Origin of the sequence: Hassallia byssoidea VB512170 (assembly GCF_000817785.2) — a bacterium.
GTDB lineage: Bacteria > Cyanobacteriota > Cyanobacteriia > Cyanobacteriales > Nostocaceae > Hassallia > Hassallia carrinoi.
Window position 1 is genome coordinate 1 of the sequence record NZ_JTCM02000111.1, and the last position, 21,157, is coordinate 21,157.

The 21,157-nt window shown below is 43.2% G+C and carries 15 protein-coding genes and 1 pseudogene; 12 read left to right on the top strand and 4 right to left on the bottom strand.

The annotated features are described in order from the left end of the window. Positions 1-355 precede the first annotated feature (355 nt). From PI95_RS29010 to PI95_RS29030, 5 genes and pseudogenes are all read left to right on the top strand, one after another. Positions 356-3,955: a beta strand repeat-containing protein gene (locus PI95_RS29010; RefSeq protein WP_039744056.1), complete on the top strand. Its 3,600-nt coding sequence runs from the start codon at positions 356-358 to the stop codon at positions 3,953-3,955. A gap of 491 nt (positions 3,956-4,446) precedes the next feature. Continuing rightward, entirely contained in the window at positions 4,447-5,610 is a 1,164-nt protein-coding gene (locus PI95_RS29015) for a GuaB3 family IMP dehydrogenase-related protein (RefSeq protein ID WP_039743221.1), read from the top strand. A gap of 456 nt (positions 5,611-6,066) precedes the next feature. Then, positions 6,067-6,414: pseudogene (gene trxA / locus PI95_RS29020) on the top strand (thioredoxin); the annotation flags it as partial. 563 nt (positions 6,415-6,977) lie between these two features. Continuing rightward, positions 6,978-8,048 carry an LOG family protein gene (locus tag PI95_RS29025; protein ID WP_039743225.1) on the top strand — a complete coding sequence of 357 codons (1,071 nt, stop codon included), beginning with the start codon at positions 6,978-6,980 and terminating at the stop codon, positions 8,046-8,048. Between the two features lie 516 nt (positions 8,049-8,564). After that, positions 8,565-9,887, top strand: a complete 1,323-nt coding sequence (locus tag PI95_RS29030; protein WP_039743227.1) for a D-alanyl-D-alanine carboxypeptidase — start codon at positions 8,565-8,567, stop codon at positions 9,885-9,887. A 260-nt stretch (positions 9,888-10,147) separates the two neighbouring features. Here PI95_RS29030 and lptC read toward each other — a convergent pair whose 3' ends face one another. From lptC to metG, 3 genes are all read right to left on the bottom strand, one after another. Further along, positions 10,148-11,257 (bottom strand): LPS export ABC transporter periplasmic protein LptC, encoded by a 1,110-nt coding sequence (gene lptC, locus PI95_RS29035; RefSeq protein WP_052324881.1) that lies wholly within the window; start codon positions 11,255-11,257, stop codon positions 10,148-10,150. Positions 11,258-11,607: 350 nt separating this feature from the next. Beyond that, entirely contained in the window at positions 11,608-12,237 is a 630-nt protein-coding gene (locus PI95_RS29040) for a LabA-like NYN domain-containing protein (RefSeq protein ID WP_039744061.1), read from the bottom strand. 141 nt (positions 12,238-12,378) lie between these two features. Next, entirely contained in the window at positions 12,379-13,989 is a 1,611-nt protein-coding gene (metG, locus tag PI95_RS29045) for a methionine--tRNA ligase (protein WP_039744063.1), read from the bottom strand. Positions 13,990-14,513: 524 nt separating this feature from the next. On the opposite strand from metG, the gene PI95_RS29050 reads away from it, so the two are divergent. From PI95_RS29050 to PI95_RS29080, 7 genes are all read left to right on the top strand, one after another. After that, positions 14,514-15,239 (top strand): lysophospholipid acyltransferase family protein, encoded by a 726-nt coding sequence (locus tag PI95_RS29050; protein WP_039743229.1) that lies wholly within the window; start codon positions 14,514-14,516, stop codon positions 15,237-15,239. A gap of 25 nt (positions 15,240-15,264) precedes the next feature. Next, positions 15,265-15,402, top strand: coding sequence for a hypothetical protein (locus tag PI95_RS29055; RefSeq protein ID WP_163519294.1), 138 nt, complete (start codon positions 15,265-15,267; stop codon positions 15,400-15,402). Between the two features lie 3 nt (positions 15,403-15,405). Then, the gene (locus tag PI95_RS29060; protein ID WP_039743231.1) at positions 15,406-16,230 is read left to right on the top strand and encodes an alpha/beta fold hydrolase; all 825 of its coding nucleotides are present in this window, start codon (positions 15,406-15,408) and stop codon (positions 16,228-16,230) included. A 127-nt stretch (positions 16,231-16,357) separates the two neighbouring features. After that, positions 16,358-16,564 carry a hypothetical protein gene (locus PI95_RS29065; RefSeq protein WP_039743233.1) on the top strand — a complete coding sequence of 69 codons (207 nt, stop codon included), beginning with the start codon at positions 16,358-16,360 and terminating at the stop codon, positions 16,562-16,564. Beyond that, the gene (locus PI95_RS29070; RefSeq protein WP_039743236.1) at positions 16,564-16,911 is read left to right on the top strand and encodes a type II toxin-antitoxin system PemK/MazF family toxin; all 348 of its coding nucleotides are present in this window, start codon (positions 16,564-16,566) and stop codon (positions 16,909-16,911) included. The genes PI95_RS29065 and PI95_RS29070 overlap by 1 nt, the downstream gene beginning before the upstream one ends. Positions 16,912-17,073: 162 nt before the next feature. Beyond that, positions 17,074-18,258: an EcsC family protein gene (locus PI95_RS29075; RefSeq protein WP_052324882.1), complete on the top strand. Its 1,185-nt coding sequence runs from the start codon at positions 17,074-17,076 to the stop codon at positions 18,256-18,258. Positions 18,259-19,006: 748 nt separating this feature from the next. Continuing rightward, entirely contained in the window at positions 19,007-20,479 is a 1,473-nt protein-coding gene (locus PI95_RS29080; RefSeq protein ID WP_039743238.1) for a leucyl aminopeptidase, read from the top strand. A 106-nt stretch (positions 20,480-20,585) separates the two neighbouring features. On the opposite strand, the gene PI95_RS29085 is transcribed toward PI95_RS29080, so the two are convergent. Then, entirely contained in the window at positions 20,586-20,996 is a 411-nt protein-coding gene (locus PI95_RS29085; RefSeq protein WP_163519295.1) for a hypothetical protein, read from the bottom strand. Positions 20,997-21,157: the final 161 nt, after the last annotated feature.

Sequence of the window (21,157 nt, forward strand, 5' to 3'; positions counted from 1 at the left end):
TTGGATTACCCAAATATTCGGATAAATGGGAGATTTGGTTAGATATTAAGTTACAGTTACTTACCCTCAACCTACAAATTTTTTTTGCAACATTTTAACCTTGCCACGCTACTACAAATACTTTTTCATAGTTTTTACATATTTATTTGTAAAAAATTTTATCACTTTGCATTTAAGTATAAAACCCAGTTTAATCTGAGTTAATGTTCAAAGCATCAACAGTTGCTGCTTGATATTCAATTGATGCAGCCAATTCTGGGAAAACATCATCAAATTGACTACTGGCACTTGCAACATATATCCGCATTCGATGGCTGGGAAACTACTTAAGGGCATTAGGGAGGCAGATACCGAAATGATTAAAAGTTGGCAATACTTAGGAAGGGTGGTGATTTTAGCTGTGGGTGGGGCGATCGCCACTGCAACTAGCGTATTAGCACAGAGTATCACCATAGATGGCACGCTGAGTCCGGCACAAACTTTAACTGGTCCAAATTACACAATTCCCCAGTCAGTCGGTCAAACAGTAGGGAATAATTTGTTTCAGAGCTTTGGTAGGTTTAACCTGAATATGGGGGAGAGAGCCAACTTTCAGAGTGCTGGAAATATCAGAAATATATTATCTCGTGTCACTGGTGGCGGTGCCTCAATGATTAATGGTTTAATTTTTACCACCAACCGTGCTAACGTCAATTTGTTTTTGATTAATCCCAGTGGAATTGTCTTTGGTCCCAATGCCAGATTAAATGTTGGTGGTTCGTTTGTGGCAAGTACAGCGAATGCTCTTGTGTGGTCAAATGGTAGCCAATTTAGTGCGACAAATCCCGGTGGTGCGAGTAGTTTGTTAACAATTGTCGGCGATCCGAGTGGGTTTTTATCAACTTTGAGAACACCCCCACCCATAGACGTTAATCGTAGTACTTTGAGAGTCCCTCAAGGGCAAAGCTTGTTATTGCTGGGAGGCAATGTAAACTTAGACGGCAGCAATTTGTTTGTCGATTTTATAGAGGGTGGAAGAATTGAGTTAGGAGCAGTAGCACAACCGGGAACTGTCGGGCTGAATACCAACGGGAATATTCTCAGCTTGAACTTCCCTGAGAATTTAGCGCGGGGTGATGTGTCGCTCACTAATGGAGCTACTTTAGATGCTACTGCTGGGAATGGAGGTAGTATTGCCATTAACGCCAGGAATATAGATATTCTCTCAGGGAGTCGGTTGCTAGCTGGGATACGCTCAGGTAGTGGTACTGTTGATAGTCAAGCTGGAGATATTACGCTGAATGCTACCGGGGAAATCAAAGTTGCATCTGGGAGCATAGTTGCCAATCTTGTGCGTTTGGGGTCATTTGGCAATGGGGGTAATATTACTATTGACTCCGGCTCATTCTCGTTACTAGATGGCGCTCAACTTTCTGCCTCAACATTGGGACAAGGCAATGCGGGGAATGTGACAGTGAGTGCAAAAGATTATGTTTTCCTTGCAGATAATGCTTTCATCTTCAGCACGGTGTCAGCAGGAGGTGTAGGTAAAGGTGGCAATATCGACATCGATGCTGGACAAGTGTTACTAATTGATGGCGCTCAACTGGTAACTGCTACTCGTGGTGCATCTGGGAACCAGCCAGCAGGACGGGGGGATGCGGGGAATGTCAATGTTAATGTTACTGGTGATGTTGATATTGCTGGGAGAAACAGTGCAATTTTCAGCAACGTGGAAACGAAGACAGTTGGCAATGCAGGTAACATTACTATCGATTCTGGTTCATTCTCATTACAAGATCGCGCTGTACTTTCTGCCTCAACCAGTGGACAAGGGAATGGGGGGAATGTGACGGTGAGTGCAAAAGATGCTGTTGACCTTGCAGATAATGCTAACATCTTCAGCACAGTGGAAGCAGGGGGTGTGGGTAAGGGTGGCAATATTAACATCAATGCTGCAACACTATCACTAATTGATGGCGCTCAACTGCTAACCATTACCCGTGAAGCATCTGCAACCGGTCTTGCAGGACGGGGGGATGCGGGGAATGTCAATGTGAAAGTTACTGGTGCTGTTAATATTGCTGGGGAGAAAAACGGTTTAGTCAGTGCAATTTTCAGCCGGATGGAAACGGGGACAGTTGGCAATGGGGGTAACATTACTATCGATTCTGGTTCATTCTCATTACGAGATGGCGCTCAACTTTCTGCCTCAACCAGTGGACAAGGAAATGCGGGGAATGTGACAGTGCATTCTGGTTCATTCTCATTACGAGATGGCGCTCAACTTTCTGCCTCAACCAGTGGACAAGGAAATGCGGGGAATGTGACAGTGCGTGCAACAGATTCTGTTTTCCTTGCTGGTGGTGGAAACATCCTCAGCACGGTGGAACCAGGAGGTGTAGGTAAGGGTGGCAATATCGACATCAATGCTGCAACACTATCACTAATTGATGGCGCTCAACTAGTAACTATTACTCGTGAAGCATCTAATACCGGTCCTGCAGGACGGGGGGATGCGGGAAATGTCAATGTGAAAGTTACTGGTGCTGTTAATATTGCTGGGGAGAAAAACGGTTTTGCCAGTGGGATTCGCAGCTTAGTAAGAACGGGGACAGAAGGTAATGGGGGCAATATTACTATCAATTCTGGTTCTTTCTCGTTACGAGATCGCGCTCAACTTTCTACCTCAACCCGTGGACAAGGCAATGCCGGAAATGTGACAGTGTGGGCAAAAGATTCTGTTTCCCTTAGAAACGGTAATATCTTCAGCCCGGTGTCAGCAGGGGGTGTAGGTAAAGGTGGCAATATTGACATCAACGCTGCTTCCCTCTCGCTACAAGATGGCGCTCAACTGGTAACTATTACTCGTGAAGCATCTAATACCCAGCCAGCAGGACGGGGGGATGCGGGGAATGTCAATATTAATGTTACTGGGTCAGTTGATATTGCTGGGGAGAAAAATGGTTTAGTCAGTGGGATTGGCAGCGAGGTGCGTACGGGGACAATTGGCAATGGGGGAAATATTACTATCGATTCTGGTTCATTCTCATTACGAGATGGTGCTATACTTTCTGCCTCAACCCTTGGACAAGGGAATGCAGGCACAATCGAGGTTAATGCTGCTGATTTTTTCACCATTTCTGGTAGCAGTTCTAACCTTAACAGTAGTGGCTTGTTCGTTAACTCCCAAAGTACGACCGGTACTGCTAGAGATATTATCGTCACCTCACCTAGAGTTACCCTAGACAACGGTGGCAGACTCAGCGCACAATCTGCATCGGGTAATGGTGGTAACATAAACTTACAAACTGATTTACTGCTTCTCCGTCGTAGCGGTCAAATCTCTACCAACGCAGGCACGGCACCAGCCGGCGGGAATGGTGGCAACATTAATATTGATGCAGGCTTTATTGTTGCTGTACCACAAGAGAATAGCGATATTACTGCTAACGCTTTCTTAGGTAATGGAGGTACTGTCAGAATCAACGCTCAAGGTATTTTTGGCATCCAACCACGGCAACAACCCACCTCACAAAGTGATATTACAGCATCTTCAACAGGTGGGGGAATTAATGGGGTTGTCGATATAAATACACTCGATATTGACCCCAATCGTGGGTTTATTAATCTACCAACAAATGTAGTTGATACGTTTAGGTTAGTCGCTCAAAGCTGTTCGGCTTTTGGTAAAGGTGGTAGCGAGTTTACTGTTACCGGACGCGGTGGTTTACCTCCCGGTCCTGATGACTTCCTCAGTAGTGATGTGGTGTGGTCAGATACTCGGTTGACGGCGTTACCTGTTTCACCCAGTCCCCGTGTTACGCAATCAATTCCCAAAACTTCTGAAGGTGTGGCGATTATACCTGCTACTGGGTGGGTATTTGATGAGAAAACAGGGGACGTTACGCTGATTGCTGCTAATGGGAATTCTTCAGGTGTGGGTTCTAATCAGGTTAAGTGTATTGTGCCCTGAAGAAGGCAGCAATATATATTGTAGAGGCGTTAATGCAAGGTCTCTACACGGTTTCTAGCACTGTATCTGATTCGGCAGGAGAACCGCTATATGCTGAAGGCACAAGAAATAATTAGTTAGGGTTTGTGAGATGCAAGTTGTAGGCGATCACTTGTAATAACAATCATACATTTTCGCTAAAAACAATTGCTAATAATTAAATTTGATTGCCAAAATAATCAATACTTAACAATCAGCCAAGTTTTTATTCCGGCTATTTCTAACCATAGATATATGCATAAAAATTATTTAAAGTGCATTTATTGGTGGTGTACTATTTAAACATTTGAATTAACCCAATTTTCTCTAAGATACAAACACATTCACAATTTTTTGTTCTCTTCTCGCCTCTTGCTATCCTTGGCAGCTTGCAGGTTACTTTCACCAAAAACGCTCCAAGTTCCCCCGCAATTTGATACCCTAGCTTAAACAGATTTGGGAATGTTAAAAGCGTGGACATTCAAATTGGGCGGGGTAAGACAGCTCGCAGAGCTTACGGAATTGATGAAATTGCTTTAGTCCCCTCAGGAAGGACACTCGATCCGAGTTTGGCAGATACCAAATGGCGTATTGGCAATATAGAGCGGGAAATCCCGATAATTGCTAGTGCGATGGATAGCGTGGTAGATGTCCGCATGGCTGTACGTTTATCGCAGTTAGGAGCATTGGGCGTTCTCAATTTAGAGGGTATCCAAACTCGTTATGCTGACCCAGAACCGATTTTAAATAAAATTGCTTCTGTTGGCAAAGATGAATTTGTTTCTTTAATGCAACAACTATACGCCGAACCAATAAAACAGGAATTAATTGAACAACGTATTCAGGAAATTAAACAACAAGGTGGTATTGCGGCGGTAAGTGCTACTCCAGCCGCTGCGAGCAAATATGGTGCGGTGGTGGCGCAAGCAGGGGCAGATTTATTCTTTGTACAAGCAACTGTGGTTTCGACAGCACACTTGTCACCAGAGTCTATAGTTCCACTTGATTTGGCAGAATTTTGTCGCTCTATGCCCATCCCTGTGGTGTTAGGGAATTGCGTGACTTACGAAGTCACCTTAAATTTGATGAAAGCTGGGGCTGCTGCTGTCATGGTGGGAATAGGTCCTGGTGCGGCTTGTACCTCTCGTGGAGTATTGGGTGTGGGCGTGCCTCAAGCGAGTGCGATCGCTGACTGTGCAGCCGCTAGAGACGATTATCACCAAGAAACTGGTAATTATGTCCCCGTCATTGCCGATGGCGGTTTAATCACAGGTGGCGACATCTGTAAATGCATCGCCTGCGGTGCCGATGGCGTGATGATTGGCTCTCCCTTTGCCAGATGCGCCGAAGCCCCAGGACGACGTTATCATTGGGGGATGGCGACTCCTAGCCCTGTATTGCCCCGTGGTACGCGTATTAGCGTCGGCACTACCGGCACTCTAGAGCAAATTCTCACCGGACCTGCGGCTTTAGATGATGGCACTCATAATCTTTTAGGAGCCTTAAAGACGAGTATGGGAACTTTGGGAGCCAAAAATATTAAAGAAATGCAACAAGTTGAAGTTGTGATTGCTCCTTCCCTATTAACTGAAGGTAAAGTTTACCAAAAAGCTCAACAATTAGGCATGGGTAAATAAGGGGAATGGGTAATGGGGAATGGGTAATGGGGATTAGAAAATTCAACGCTCCCACTAACCACTAAGCACCAACCACCAACCACTAACCACTAAGCACCAACCACCAACCACCAACCATTAACCACCAACCACCAACCACGCTCCAACCCTGAAATAAATTTTTCCGTGACTCTTAAACAATCACTGGAAAAATTCGATATGTCGCCTACAATGGAGAAAGCGGAGACGCATGTTTCCGTTCACTCCTCACACCACACTCCGCCCGGACTACTGTTCGGGCGGTTCCTTATGTATATAAAGCTATTAGCTGGCAGCCAAAGCAGGCTGTTACGCTTGTATGTTTGCTTTTTTGTTTAGCCAAATGTTAATAAAATAAGCGAGCTTCTTTGCAAATGTACATCCGACAATCCGAAGCGGTGGTTTTTGCTATGGTAGAATTTTCACGAAGCTCAGAAATATAATAGGCAAAGGTTTTTAGGCATGTCAGCAGCCGCACAAGTTTCGGATTCTACGTTTAAGCAAGAAGTACTGGATAGCGAAGTTCCAGTTCTAGTTGACTTTTGGGCACCGTGGTGCGGTCCCTGCCGGATGGTCGCTCCGGTTGTAGATGAAATCGCTTCTCAGTACGAAGGTCAAATCAAGGTGGTTAAAGTTAACACCGATGAAAATCCGAATGTTGCCAGTCAATACGGCATCCGCAGCATTCCCACGTTAATGATTTTTAAGGGTGGGCAAAAAGTTGATATGGTCGTCGGTGCTGTACCGAAAACTACATTAGCTAACACTTTGGAAAAGTATCTTTGAAACTCAACCACTGGAAAACTCTTATTGAGTAGTCCATTTGGTGTGGTATTAGCTAAGTTTTTGTTAACGATTTACTGAGGCGCGAAAATTCGCGTCTCTATAAAGTCGTTTTCAATTGTAATAATTCTTAAGATTACTTTTGGTAAAGTAATTTGTTATTTATGTAACATTTTGGCGACAATCCTTTGGTTGTACTTTCAACTCAAGTGGAGATGTAAAGTCACGAGCTACTTGTATCGAAAATACAAGCTCATGTCAGATGCTTGGCTTTGATGAACACGGGTTGACGACTAGCGTCGTCGCCAGCGCCTTGGTTGATGGTAAACCAAAGGTGCTTTTTATTGTGAAATAGGAACTGGTTGAAAGGGGAAGAAAAATTTTCAGGACTTACGTTGTAGGCGATCGCTCAACTGCATATTTTTTCTTGCGTCAAGAGTTAGGACCCCCTACTTTTGTCAGAAGGCAACGCGTTTGTTTTGTTCGCATGAAAGTAGGCAAAGCGGTATTTGATAACAACACACCAAATCTGGGTAAAATATAGTGCTATTTTGGCGGCAGTTCTCATGACCTCCGAAACGTCATTCGACACATTAGACTCTCTAAAAGCGGATATCGCGCTCTTAATTGATCGCTTACCAACGTTAAAAAATCGGCAATTTATCAAACAGGCACTGACGACAATAGTACGTTTAGCTGAAGGCGAAATCGATCGTCTTGACTGGAAGATATTATCTGCCTCTTTAACAGACATGGAGCGGGGTTTTCAACTGTTTCATGCTTACCGACACGTTCGCAAAGTAACCATCTTCGGTTCTGCCCGGATTTCGCCAGAAAGCCCAGAATACCGCATGGCGGTTGAATTTGCCCGCTATGTCACTGGAATGGGATTCATGGTGATGACAGGCGGTGGTGGCGGAATTATGCAAGCAGGTCACGAAGGTGCGGGGCGAGAAAATTCCTTTGGCTTAAACATTCAATTGCCGTTTGAGCAAGAGGCAAACCCGTTTATTCAAGGCGATCCAAAGCTGATTAACTTTAAGTATTTCTTCACCCGCAAGCTGTTTCTTCTCAAAGAAAGTGATGCTGTAGCTTTGTTTGCTGGTGGTTTTGGCACTCAAGACGAAGCTTTTGAGTGCATGACCTTGAGCCAAACAGGTAAGTTTGGTCCAGTACCTTTAGTTTTAATCGATCACCCTGGTGGGGATTACTGGCGGTCTTGGAGCGAATATATTGATAAGCAACTGGTACAAAAAGGTTTAGTAAGTCCGGAAGACCCTTGTCTTTATACAGTCACAGACAACCTAGATGTAGCTTGTAATGCGATTACCCGTTTTTATCAGGTTTATCACTCCAGCCGCTATGTAGGCGATCGCTTAATCATCCGCCTCAAGACGGATTTATCAGACACTGAAGTTGAGCAACTAAATGCTAATTTTAGCGACATCCTGGTTAATGGGCAAATTGAAAAAAGTCACGCTTTACCCCAAGAAGGGCAAGATGAAGCAGTTGGGCTACCCCGCCTCATTTTATACTTCAATCAACGCGACTTAGGGCGCTTGTATCAAATGATTGCTGCAATTAATAGGATAGGCACTCCCTCCGCAGAGGATGCGGCTCATCCAGAAAGGAAGTAGGGATTGGGGCAGGGGGTAGGGGGCAGGGGGCAGGGGGCTTTCTTGACAAGGGGGACAAGGGGGACAAGGGGGAGCTTTCAAAGAGCAGAGGGATTTCTTACCCTTTTCCCTTTCCCCTTTTCCCTTTTCCCCTCTTAAAAAAGCCCATTACCCATTGCCCATTACCCATTGCCCAACCCTAGTGTACGTAGTTTATGACGACTACTTAATACCAAATCCGGTTTATTTTTGTATTTTCTAAAGTTCGCCCAAGCGGACTTTCTTTATATTGATACGGCAACGCTTGCGACGAATTTATTGACTCTAAGAAACCGACTTGATATTTTTTTGTGCTTAAAGTCATGAAAAAATGGTAGAAATTTTAAGAGTGTAAAAGTAGTAACTAAAACAATGTTATCCATTCTACCTATAGATATCAAAAATACCAGTTATTATGACTCAATGCTGATTAGCATAAAAAAGCCTTGTATATTAGCACAGTAAATAAATTAGCACGTCCTAACAGGGGAATAAAGAATGCTGGAGTTATTGGGTTCAGGTTTAGTTACGCTTTGGCTAGAAATGGCAGGGGTACAACTCAAGCCTTTAAATGCTTTAGATGCATTGGCTTGGCAAAGTAGCCCAGGCTTAGTTCTCGCTCCCGATCCAAATCCAGCTGGGGCTATCACAGTCCAAGAATATTTAAAAACACTAGTAACATCAAAGCTTATAGATCCGAAGTTAACACAAAGTCAAGGGATTTGGATGCAGTCGGGACCGATGCTGATGGCTAATCACCAAGGTACGACTCCTCTACCAGCGGCTTCGTTAACAAAAATTGCTACCTCTTTAGTTGCTTTAAAAACTTGGGGACCAGACCACCAATTTGAGACTTTGGTCAGCACAACAGGACCAATACAAAATGGAGTTTTACAAGGTGATTTAGTAATTGCTGGTAATAACGATCCGATGTTTGTTTGGGAGGAAGCGATCGCCCTTGGTAATACTCTCAACAAAATGGGAATCAAGCAAGTAAAGGGAAATTTGGTTATTACTGGGAATTTCATGATGAATTTCCAGCCTAATCCGATAGTAGCAGGTCAAACGCTCAAGCAAGCAATGAATTACACCACTTGGTCGCGCCCTGCTAATTACGTGTACTCAATTATGCCCAAGGGAACTCCGAAGCCTCAAGTCGTAATTGCGGGTACTGTGAAATTAGATCCGCAGCTAAACTCGCAACAAACCGTGTTGTTGCGTCACCGTTCTTTGCCTTTGAAGCAACTCATCAAGGAAATGAACGTTTTCAGCAATAACGAGATGGCACAGATGCTGGCGGACTCGGTAGGAGGAGCGCAGGTAGTACAATTAACAGCTGCCCAACTTGCTAGAGTACCGCAGTCAGAAATTCAGTTAATCAATGGTTCGGGACTCGGACCCGAAAATCGCATTTCCCCCAGAGCAGTCTGTGCTATGTTGATGGCGCTGCAACGAGAAGCACTCTTCCATCAATTGACTTTATCTGACTTGTTGCTGATTTCGGGGTTCGATCATCGTGGAACAATTCACGGGAGACACATGCCCACCTCTACTGTGTTTAAAACTGGCACTCTGCGAGATGTCAGTTCTTTAGCTGGAGTAATTCCCACACGCGATCGCGGTTTGGTTTGGTTTGCTATCCTTAACCGTGGTAACAATGTATCCGGTTTTCGCGCTGGACAAGACCAATTTTTACAACATCTTGTGCAGAAATTGCAAGTAGCACCAGCCCTTCCCAGCGCTATTACTCCCCACTCAGCTATAAACACACTACCCGAGCTCGGTTCAGTCAGTCGCAATGAAATTGTGTATGGGGGATAGTTGATATTTGTTAGTTGATAGTTGTTAGTTGATAGTTGTTAGTTGATAGTTGTTAGTTGTTAGTTGTTAGTTGTTGGTTGATATTTGTTAGTTGATAGTTGATATTTGTTAGTTGTTAGTTGATGGTTGTTGGTTGTTAATTATTTATTCTTTGCCACTAACCACTATCCACTATCCACTAACTACTAACTACTAATCACTATCCACTATCCACTATCCACGCTCCCACCATCCACTATCCACTATCCATTAACCATTTTCTAATTCTTAACTCCTGGTTCTTGGGGAATAATTTCTGTAACTACCCTACCACCAGAAGTATTACCACCACTGACGGCAATGTTTTCTGTTTGCAAGTTACCAACGGCTTTGTCACCGTTAAAAGTTAATGGTGGGTCAACTTGTCGATAAACTACATTGCCTTGAGCTTCAATTAATTTATTCTCAAGAAACCAAGTTAGTGTATTAGATTTAATCGCCTGACGACGCTGCCCTATGGCGTTAACATTGCCTGTTAAATAAACTGTTTTTTGCCCTATTCTCATTTCCGCTTTATTAGCAGTCACGAGAACATTTTCGGCGCGATGGAAGACGCGCACGGGTGCATTTGTGTTGACCGTTTCTGCGTTTAAATTCCAAGTCATGGAGTTACTAGCAATTTGCATTGGCGGCTCTAGTAATTCTACTTGGGCATTTTTGTTGAGGGTAGCAATTTTAGTTTTTAAGTTAAATTCGGCTGAATCTCCTCGACCGCGATCGCTTACTAAATTATCTTTGTAGCGGTCGAATTGCACAGGGCGATCGGCGATTAGTTTGTCTTGTTTAATTTGCCAAATCAAATGCTCGGTTCGCATTTGCACTTGCGGTTCAAGAGAATTTGCTATTACCCCTCCAGAAAAGTCTATGCGTTGTTCGCGGGTTTTGACTCGCGCTTCTTGCGCTACCGCTTGCAATTGTTGATGCGTTCCGTTCAACTGGTTGCGGACAATCATTAAATCTTCTTTCGGACGCCATTCTAATTCATTTCCTTGCAACACAATGCCGTTGCGAGGATCTGTGGCGATGATTTTTCCTTTCAAAAGCAGTTGTTTACCATTCTGATCGATGTCTGCTACATCTGCTTTTACTTGATAAACAACTTTACCATCTTGGTACAGTTCACCATAGGGATTTTGTGCTTGACCAATTTGCTTTTCTTTAGTGTATTTTGCTTGGTTGGCTCTAACTCGCCAAACCGGTCGTCCTACCTCATCTGCTTGTTCCAAATCCACATTAAAGAAGGTCAAATTGCTATCCGAGTTTTTGGATGAACCCGAATCCGCTGATTTTGAATCTGTAGGCTTTTGACCCCCACAAGCAGCTAACCCCATTACCAACAATAAGGTAATGGGTAAGAGGAAGCGGGGGAGGGGGAGCCAGTGCGTTGCGGGGGTTCCCCCCGTTGTAGCACCTGGCGTGGAAGGGGGGGAGTGGGGGAGGGGGGGATGGGGAGATGGGGAGAGGGGGGGATGGTGAGTCCAGCGCCGTGCGGGGGTGGAGGAGTTTGAGGCGACTGGCTTTCCCGAAGGGGGGAAAAGAATTATTCTTATTGTCTCCTTGTCTCCCTGTCTCCTTGTCTCCCTGTCTCCTTGTCCCCTTGTCTCCCTGTCTCCTTGTCCCCTTATCTCCCTGTCTCCAAGTCTCTCCAACTCCTTATCTCCCTGTCGATACTCTGGTTGCTTCACTCTTGAATTTCTAGATGTCCGTCAATCTCTCCGGACTCTTCTAAAAAACCGATACCGGATAAGGGACGATATGGATAGCTTTGTCGAGGAGTTTTTTGAATGTCTTCTTTGATGGCTTCTAAGTCGATGTAGCGATCGCTTACGTTAATTAAACTATCGCTGGTCATTGAACGCAAACTCACCACCTCTACGCGCACCCCACGATAGCTAACTGAATTCACCGCGTAAGCCAAATCTCCATCCCCACTCACTAACACCGCTGTATCATATGAATCTACCAATGCCATCATATCTACCGCAATTTCCACATCGAGGTTGGCTTTTTTTGAGCCATCTGGTAACTGCACCAAATCTTTAGCAATTACTCGATACCCGTTGCGACGCATCCACAACAAAAATCCCTGTTGTTTCTCGTTTGTTCGGTCTACACCTGTATAGAAAAATGCCCGCAACAATCTAGAGCCACCCGTCAATCTGCACAAAAGCTTTGTGTAATCTATTTCTATTCCTAGTTGCAGCGCTGCGTAAAATAGATTTGAACCATCAATAAATATAGCCACACGACCGCGATTTTCCAAAACTTGTTCTGGCGTAAATATTGAGTCGTTTTCCAAGTTATTCAACATTGCTGTCATACCTCAATTTTATCCTTGTAATAATTGATACGAATTTATCTTTTTTCTTGAGAAGTCAGAGCTGCTTATAATAAGCTTTCAAGCTTATCAATTAAGCCCCGCTAATTTTGTTGACAAAAGAAATTAAAAAAGCTAATCGTTTTCTGGCGGTTCGATGCGTTTAAAAATTGGTTTTGGTGTACCTAACTTTTGTTCGCTGCTGAGTACTCCCCATGTTGAATGGATCGCAAAAGGTGCAGCAGTTGAACTTTCTATTTGCTGATTAAAGTTGATTTGGAAGCCCAATTGCTCATAAATATCGCTACTGATATCCGGAATAATTGGGGACAATAAATAAGCTGCTAGCCTCACCGATTCTAAAACTGCATACAGCGTTTGCTCCACTGCCTGCTGTTGTCCTTGTTTATACAATGTCCAAGGTGCTTGCTCATCGATAAACTTATTACTGGCTCGCACCAGAGTTAAGATAGATTCGCAGGCTTGATTAAAAGCTAGCGTACAGTAAGCATTTTTTACCTTTTCTCCTAAATTTAAACCGATCGCTTTCAAGGGATTTTCATCAGTAATCTCTTCATTTGTAATTTGCGGCACATTTCCCCCGCAGTATTTTTTCACCATGCCCAAATTGCGATTTAGCAAATTACCCAAATCGTTTGCCAAATCTGCATTCAAAACATTAATGAATCTAACTTCATTAAAATCGCCATCTTTGCCAAATTCGATTTCCTTAAGGAAGTAATAACGAACTGAATCAGCACCATAAGTTTTAACTAACGCCACAGGATCTAAAGTATTACCAAGGGTTTTCCCCATTTTCTGATTATCTTTGGTTAAGAAACCGTGTCCAAATACTCTTTCTGGAAGTGGCAAATTGGCAGACATTAACATTGCGGGCCAGTAAACTGCATGAAAGCGGAGGATATCCTTACCGATTAAATGCAAGTTGATTGGCATCCATTTTTTTAAGGCATTTTCTAAAGTCGATTCTGCGTCTTTTGCGTTTAAGGCAGTTATGTAACCCAGCAGCGCATCAAACCAAACATAAAGGGTTTGTTTGGGGTCAACTGGTACTGCAAAACCCCAGTCCAGATTTACCCGTGATATAGAAAAGTCCTGCAAACCCTGATTTACAAAGTTGAGGACTTCATTTCGACGGCTTTCTGGTTGAATAAAATCTGGTCTGGACTGGTATAATTCTTGAAGTTGGTTTTGATATTTGGATAAGCGAAAGAAGTAGTTTTGCTCGTCTCGCCATTCGACTTCTTTGTTGGTGTGGATGGGACAGCGGTGTTTTTCTAACAAATCCCGTTCTTCTTTGAATTCTTCACAGGAAACGCAATACCAGCCTTTTTGTTGTCCCTGGTAGATGTCACCTCGATCCCAAACTCGCTGGAAGAATTCTTTGACGATCGCTTCATGACGCGGATCGGTAGTCCGAATAAAGCGATCGTATTGAATGTTTAGCAATTCCCACAATAAAACAAAACTCGGCACAATTCCATCGCAGTATTCTTGTGGGTTAAGTCCTTTACTTTCTGCTGCCCGCTGAATTTTCAGCCCATGTTCATCTGTACCCGTAATCAGCAGTACCGGGTTTCCTAATAGTCTTTGGAACCGCGCTACCACATCAGCTGCGATCGTTGGATAAGCGCTGCCCATGTGGGGTAAATCGTTTACATAATATAGCGGTGTTGTTAGCGCAAATGTCTTTTCTGTATCCACTCTTTTATCTTGCAGAATCAAAAACAACTTGTTAAAACAGTTTTCTAACGCACTTATGTGTTTAAAACCACGTCATTATATAATATTGTTCCCCAATTTTCAAACAACAATTTAATATTAGCAAATTTCTTTGCTATGCGATTGTTCGCTCCATAACCATGAATGCAGCACTTTTTTTGCTTGAACAATCCTGACTGAAGAAGTCTGAAGCATAAAGCATCAAGGCTGAAAAATAATTCCCTTAATTTGGCACAAGTTCTGTCCCTTGTGGGCAAATTCATCTGCTAGATTTTTTTCTGAGTTCAAGCCCTATCGAGGAAAGTGGGTGTTTGATTTGATTCTTTATAATAAGCCCTTTGGTGTTGATGCGTACTTTTTGAACTATTTCTTGTGGCTGAAAATAGCACCCATAAGTTCTAAGAAAAGTTTAACTTATTCTGTAAATTAGACATTTATATCTGAAGACGGTCGTTGGTATAGTAAAGAAATGTAAAACTTATCTCAGAAAAAATGCTGTATTTACTCAAAAATATATTGACTAAACTATGAGTGTAAATAGCCCTCTGGATATTTCTCGCTCGTTTCTAGCGACAATCTCAACAAAAATGTTTCGCTATTACGAGGATCGCATTCCCCAAGATGCAAGTGTCTTGGTGGTGAGCAATCATCGCAGCTTCATGGATGCACCAGTTTTAATGGAGGCGTTATCAAGTCCAATTCGCTTTGCCTGCCATCATTATATGGGGCAAGTACCAATTATGCGAGAGATTGTCACTCAACAATTGGGCTGCTTTCCCTTAGAAAGTCCAGAAAACCGCCAGCATAGCTTTTTTGTGCAATCTCAGAGGCTTTTGCAGTCAAAGCAGATGGTAGGGGTTTTTCCTGAAGGAACTAAACCAATGGTGAAATTTACTCCTGCGAATCAAGTGGGGGAATTTCAGAGAGGATTTGCTCATTTGGCATTGCGATCGCAAGTTGAGGATTTAGCAATTTTGCCGATCGCGATCGCTTCTTTAGAAGAAATCAGCACTTCTGCATTACCCTTAAGAGTGTTGAGTTTGTTTGATCCTTCAGAACCTTTATTCAATCAACCGGGTTTGCATCCCTTGGTTATTTATCGTCGCCTTGCCGTGTTGATTGGTCGTCCCTATTGGATTATGCCGCAACACAAGGAAAAATACCAGGGCAAACAAGGCAAAAAAGTTGTAGCCGAATTGACAGAACACTGTCATGGTGAAATTGCTAAATTGTTGCTTGAAGGTTGTTATTAGGGACTGGGGAGGTGGGGAGTGGGGAGTGGGGAGTGTACTTTTCTTATTACCGATTACCCATTACCAATTACCCCTTCGGGGTTCGCCAGTCGCTCATGGGGGTAACGAACATGACCGCGCTGGCTCACCAATTCCCCATTACCAATTACCAATTACCAATTGACTAATGACTACTCAAAAAGTTGATCTAAAACCGTGTTTTTTAACACCTAAAAGACTAAAACCAGAGTATCCGTTGTTGGTATACTTACCAGGTATGGATGGAACTGGTCAATTATTGCGATCGCAAACCGCCGGTTTAGAAGCCGGCTTTGATGTCCGCTGTTTGGCAATACCACGAGAAGATTTAACTAGTTGGGACGATCTGACTAAAAACGTATTGGATTTAATCGACCAAGAATTAAAAAAAAGTTCTCCTAGACCAGTTTACTTGTGTGGTGAGTCTTTTGGGGGTTGTTTGGCGATGAAAGTAGCGATCGCCTCACCCAAGTTGTTTAAGCGAATAATTCTCATTAACTCGGCTTCTGCTTTTAATCTTCGTCCTTTGTTGAATTGGACGTCGCAACTAACAAGTATCGTACCGGGATACCTTTATGATATTGGTGCGTTGGGGCTATTGCCATTTTTAGCATCTTTAGGGAGAGTTGCGAGAGGCGATCGCCAAGAACTTCTCAAGTCAATGCGTTATGTACCACCAGAAACCGTTCTTTGGCGAATATCGTTATTGCGAGATTTTAACGTTGATGACAAACAGTTACGCACCCTGACTCAACCAATTTTGGTAATTGCTGGTGGTGACGATCGCCTTTTACCTTCTGTAAGTGAAGCCGAACGTTTAGTTAATATTTTACCTAATGCCAAAATGGTAGTGTTACCTCATAGCGGACACGCTTGTTTGTTAGAAAAAGAAATTTATCTTTATGAAATTATGAAGGAAAACAACTTTTTAGAAAAGAGTGATGAAGCCGTTTCTAAATTAGAAATGAAGTGATTTTGCTAGATAGAACGATTTAATTAAAGTAGAAAAAAGCAAGATTTACATAAAATGAGATCCGAGGTTTTTTCAAATATTCGTCATCACAAGCATTAATGAAAATTAAACCTAACTGAAGAAAGCGATGAACATAAAGCTTGTTGAATCCTTATTAGAAGTAATTCTTGCTTTACCAACAGAAGAACGTTTATTGCTAGAAAAAAAGTTATTTGGAAATATTCCCTATCCTTCTAGTAATGAACTTATGTATCTTGCTGAAAAAGGAAAAGCATTTGACTTTTTGCATGATGAACCGGATTTATATTCTCTCGAAGACGGAGAACCTGTTTAGTGGCACTGAATAAAGGGGATATTGTTCTAGTTCAGTTTCCATTTACTGACTTAAGTCAGACTAAGTTACGTCCTGCTGTAGTTCTTCTGGAAAACACAAGTTTGAATGAAGTTACACTCTGTTTCATTTCATCACAAAATATTGAGAATATCAGTTCGGAAGAATTTATCTTAAGTACTTCAGATGCGGAGTTTATAGAAACTGGTTTACGAGTAGCTTCTAAAGTTAGAGTGACTCGAATTGTTACCCTGCAACGTCAATTGATAATTCGACGCTTAGGCAAGTTAGGAGTAAAGCAAATACAGATTCTAAATGCAATTATGCTTCAAGCATTCCAATTAATATAATAATTAAATTGATACTGACACCAAAATTAAACGGTTATGTATACTTTGAGTAACAGTGATATTGAAATTTACTGTAACAACTTACCCTTACAGAGAGATGTCAAGCTCGTTGCCCTTTGGTTACAAGTTAAGTAGAAAGACTTGTAAGACGTTGCTTGCTTTATGAAAGACAAATCCCAAACAGAAATCGAGGTGAAAAATTGCGTTAATTCACCGCAATCAAATTCAGAAATAGAAATTAAGCCGCAAACTTCAGTAGAAGAAGATACACCGTCTGTATTAGAGTCGTTTGCTAAGTCTGTAGGCGGTGCAGTTGGAACCGCAGTTGGTGTAGGATCGGCATCTGTAGAAATAGCAGTAGGCTTGGGAGAAGTAGCCGCAAAACAAACACACAAGCTAATTGAACAAGCAACTCACACCGCTGGAGAGGTAGTCACTCATATTGGTGATAACTGGCTAATCAGAAAACTAGCCGGAGTGTTAAATCTCAATTGGCTGATTGGTGTTAGTGATAAAGTTGATTTAGCAAAAGCCGAAGCCGAAGTAAAAACACTACAGCAACAGCATCCCCAAGAATCACCCAGCCAAATTGCCCATCGGATCATGCTGGATAAAGCAACTAAAGCAGGGGGAATTGGGTTAGCAACTAGCATTTTACCAGGATTCGCAGCGGCGTTGTTGGCAGTTGATTTGGCAGCCACAACGCAATTGCAATCAGAAATGGTTTATCAGATTGCATCTATCTATGGGCTAAATTTAAAAGACCCTGCCCGCAAAGGTGAAGTATTGGCAATTTTTGGTTTAGCTTTGGGTGGTGGACGTCTGTTGAAAGCAGCGGGATTAGGTTTGCTGCGAAATGTGCCTTTTGCGGGTGCGGTGATTGGTGCTAGTTCTAATGCGACGATGATATATTCATTGGGATATGCAGCTTGTCGATTTTATGAAGCAAAGCTGGATGAATCGACTTCGTTGACTTCGGAAGAAACACTTGCAGAGTTAAAGAAGCAAAGCGAAAATTATTTAGAAAAAGCGATCGCCCAAGAAGCGATTATGGATCAAATTCTCGTTCACATGATCCTCGCCAGCCATCTGGATCGAACTTGGGATGATATTTTACCACAGTTGCAAACATTAAACTTAAGTCCAACATCAATAGATGCGATCGCCCAAAACATCAAATCACCCCAACCTTTAGATACACTACTCAATCAACTCAACCGCGACTTTGCAGTACCTTTGCTAGCTCAATGTTATAGAATAGCCCAACTCAACAACAAAACTACATTAGAAGAAGCAAGAGTGATTAAAGCGATCGGCTCTAAATTTAATATTGAGGTTAAAAGTTAGGAGTTAGGAGTTAGTGGTTGGTGGTTAGTTGTTAGTGGTTGGTGGTTGGTGGTTGGTTGTTAGTGGTTGGTGGTTGGTGGTTAGTGGTTGGTTGTTAGTGGTTGGTTGTTAGTTGTTGTCCCCTTGTCTCCTTATCCCCTTGTCTCCTTATCCCCTTGTCTCCTTATCTCCTTGTCCCCCACTCCCCCACTCCCAAAGGAGGAAGCACGAAAAGCGGATTTTACAAGCTAGTCGGTAAGCTTAGAGCTTCAGTCACCAAGAGTGCTGAGATAGAAGCGAATCGTGCGGTTTTAACTGCATTCATGATTAATTTTTGGTACGAACATTCGAGGTTATAATAGCGTTATGCCACAGGTAGAATAACCGCTAGTACACATGGGTAAGCACTCCCAAATGATTGACTAGGAAACAATAATGGATAGTGGGTGGCGAACACCACGAATAAACATAGCTAGGGTAGCCAACGCGCACCCATACCAGAGAACAAAACTATTTATTTGTTAGACAAAGTACCGTAGGGCATACGGGAACTGGAGAAACGATTCTCTAACGCTTAGGGAGATAAGCCCTCTGGGGTTGTTTAAATTAGACTCGGCGCTTTGTTCTGTTGAGCGGGTATCAGGTTTAAGTATTGCCGCAAGGATAGACAATTTCAAGGCATGTCGTTGAACTAAGAATCGAGCGCGTCTTTAGACGGTGAGAGTGTCAAGCAATACTGGTACAAGAAGTTTTACAGAAAATATCACAAATGGAAATTCTAGCAAGTAATACGCCTTTCAAAGAGTGGAAGGGAGATGGTTTGGCGATTGGATTATTTGAAGATGCGGTAGAGTTAACTGGGGAACTAGCGGCTTTAGATGAACAAGTCGGCGGTGTCTTAAAAGAACTGATTGCAGAAGAAGAATTTAAGGGAAAAGCAGGTAGCAGCATTTTCACGCGCTTAAGTGGTGATAAATCAGTGCGTAAGCTGATGGTGGTAGGTTTGGGAAAACCTGATGCTTTGAAATTAGATAGCTTGCGCCGCGCTGCTGCATCTGTGGCACGATTAGCTAAAAAGCAAAAATGCAAAACTCTTGCAATTGACTTGCCAGTGTGGAATAATAATCCAGAGGCAACAGCGCAAGCGATCGCCGAAGGTATCCAACTAGCACTTTATCAAGATACTCGCTTCAAGTCGGAAAACGAAGATAAAGGACCGCAAGTAGAAACAGTACATTTACTGAGGTTAAGCGGACAAGAAGCCGCAATTGCCCGCGCTAATCAAATCGCTTCTGGAGTAATTTTGGCGCGAGAGTTGGTAGCAGCGCCAGCGAATGCTGTCACACCAATTACAATGGCAGAAACCGCTCAAGCGATCGCTTCAGATCACGATTTGCAGTTAGAAATCTTGGAAAAAGAAGACTGTGAAAAGTTGGGGATGGGTGCTTTTTTAGGAGTCGCACAAGCTTCTGAATTGCCCCCGAAATTTATTCACCTCACCTACAAACCCCAAGGCACACCCAGACGCAAACTGGCAATTATCGGTAAAGGTTTAACCTTTGACTCTGGCGGACTCAACATCAAAGGTGCTGGTAGCGGTATCGAAACGATGAAAATTGACATGGGCGGTGCAGCGGCTACATTAGGTGCGGCAAAAGCGATCGGTCAGTTAAAGCCGGATGTGGAAGTGCATTTTATCTCAGCGGTGACTGAAAACATGATTAGCGGTCGCGCCATGCACCCAGGCGACGTGTTGAAAGCTTCTAACGGCAAAACAATCGAAGTTAACAACACCGATGCTGAAGGACGTTTAACTTTAGCAGATGCTTTGGTGTTTGCAGAGAAATTAGGAGTAGAAGCGATCGTTGATTTAGCTACCCTTACAGGTGCTTGCCTGATTGCCTTAGGAGACGATATCGGCGGGTTGTTTAGTCCCGACGATACCGTAGCTAAACAGCTAGAGACAGCATCTGAGACTGCTGGAGAAAAGCTGTGGCGTCTGCCAATGGAAGAAAAATACTTTGAAGGGCTAAAGTCTGGCATTGCCGACATGAAAAACACAGGTCCCCGTGCAGGTGGTTCAATTACCGCCGCTTTATTTCTCAAACAGTTCGTCAAAGAAACTCCTTGGGCGCACTTAGATATAGCCGGACCCGTTTGGACAGACAAAGAAAACGGTTATAACGGTTCTGGGGCAACCGGTTTTGGCGTTCGCACCCTCGTTAACTGGGTGATGAGTTAAAGATTGGGAATTGGGAATGGGTAATTGGGAATGGGTAATGGGTAATGGGGCATTGGGCATGGGGCATGGGGCATTGGTGTTTAAGTGTAGAACGAGACATTCCCACTTAAAAGCTTAAAGTTTCGTGTTCAGAAGCTGAAGTTTCATGTTCAGAAGCTGATGTTTCATGTTCAGAAGCTGATGTTTCATGTTCCGAACTCGAAGTTTCATGTTCCGAACTCGAAGTTTCATGTTCCGAACTCGAAGTTTCATGTTCAGAAGCTGAAGTTTCATGTTCCGAACTCGAAGTTTCATGTTCTGAAGCTGAAGTTTCATGTTCTGAACTCGAAGTTTCATGTTCTGAAGCTGAAGTTTCATGTTCTGAACTCGAAGTTTCATGTTCAGAAGCTGAAGTTTCATGTTCAGAAGCTGAAGTTTCGTGTTCAGAAGCTGAAGTTTCGTGTTTTGCTTCTCGTTTCCTTGCTCTGCCAGTAAATGTAGTTCTTGGAGAACTGCTGCCTCCATTACTAACAGTCAAGGCAGCAGCCCACTAAATGCATTCCTTGCCAGAGGCTAGGAACGAGAGAACGAATTCTTACCCACTCCCCACTCCCCATTCCCCACTCCCCACTCCCCACTCCCCATTCCCCACTCCCCACTCCCCACTCCCCACTCCCCACTCCCCACTCCCCACTCCCC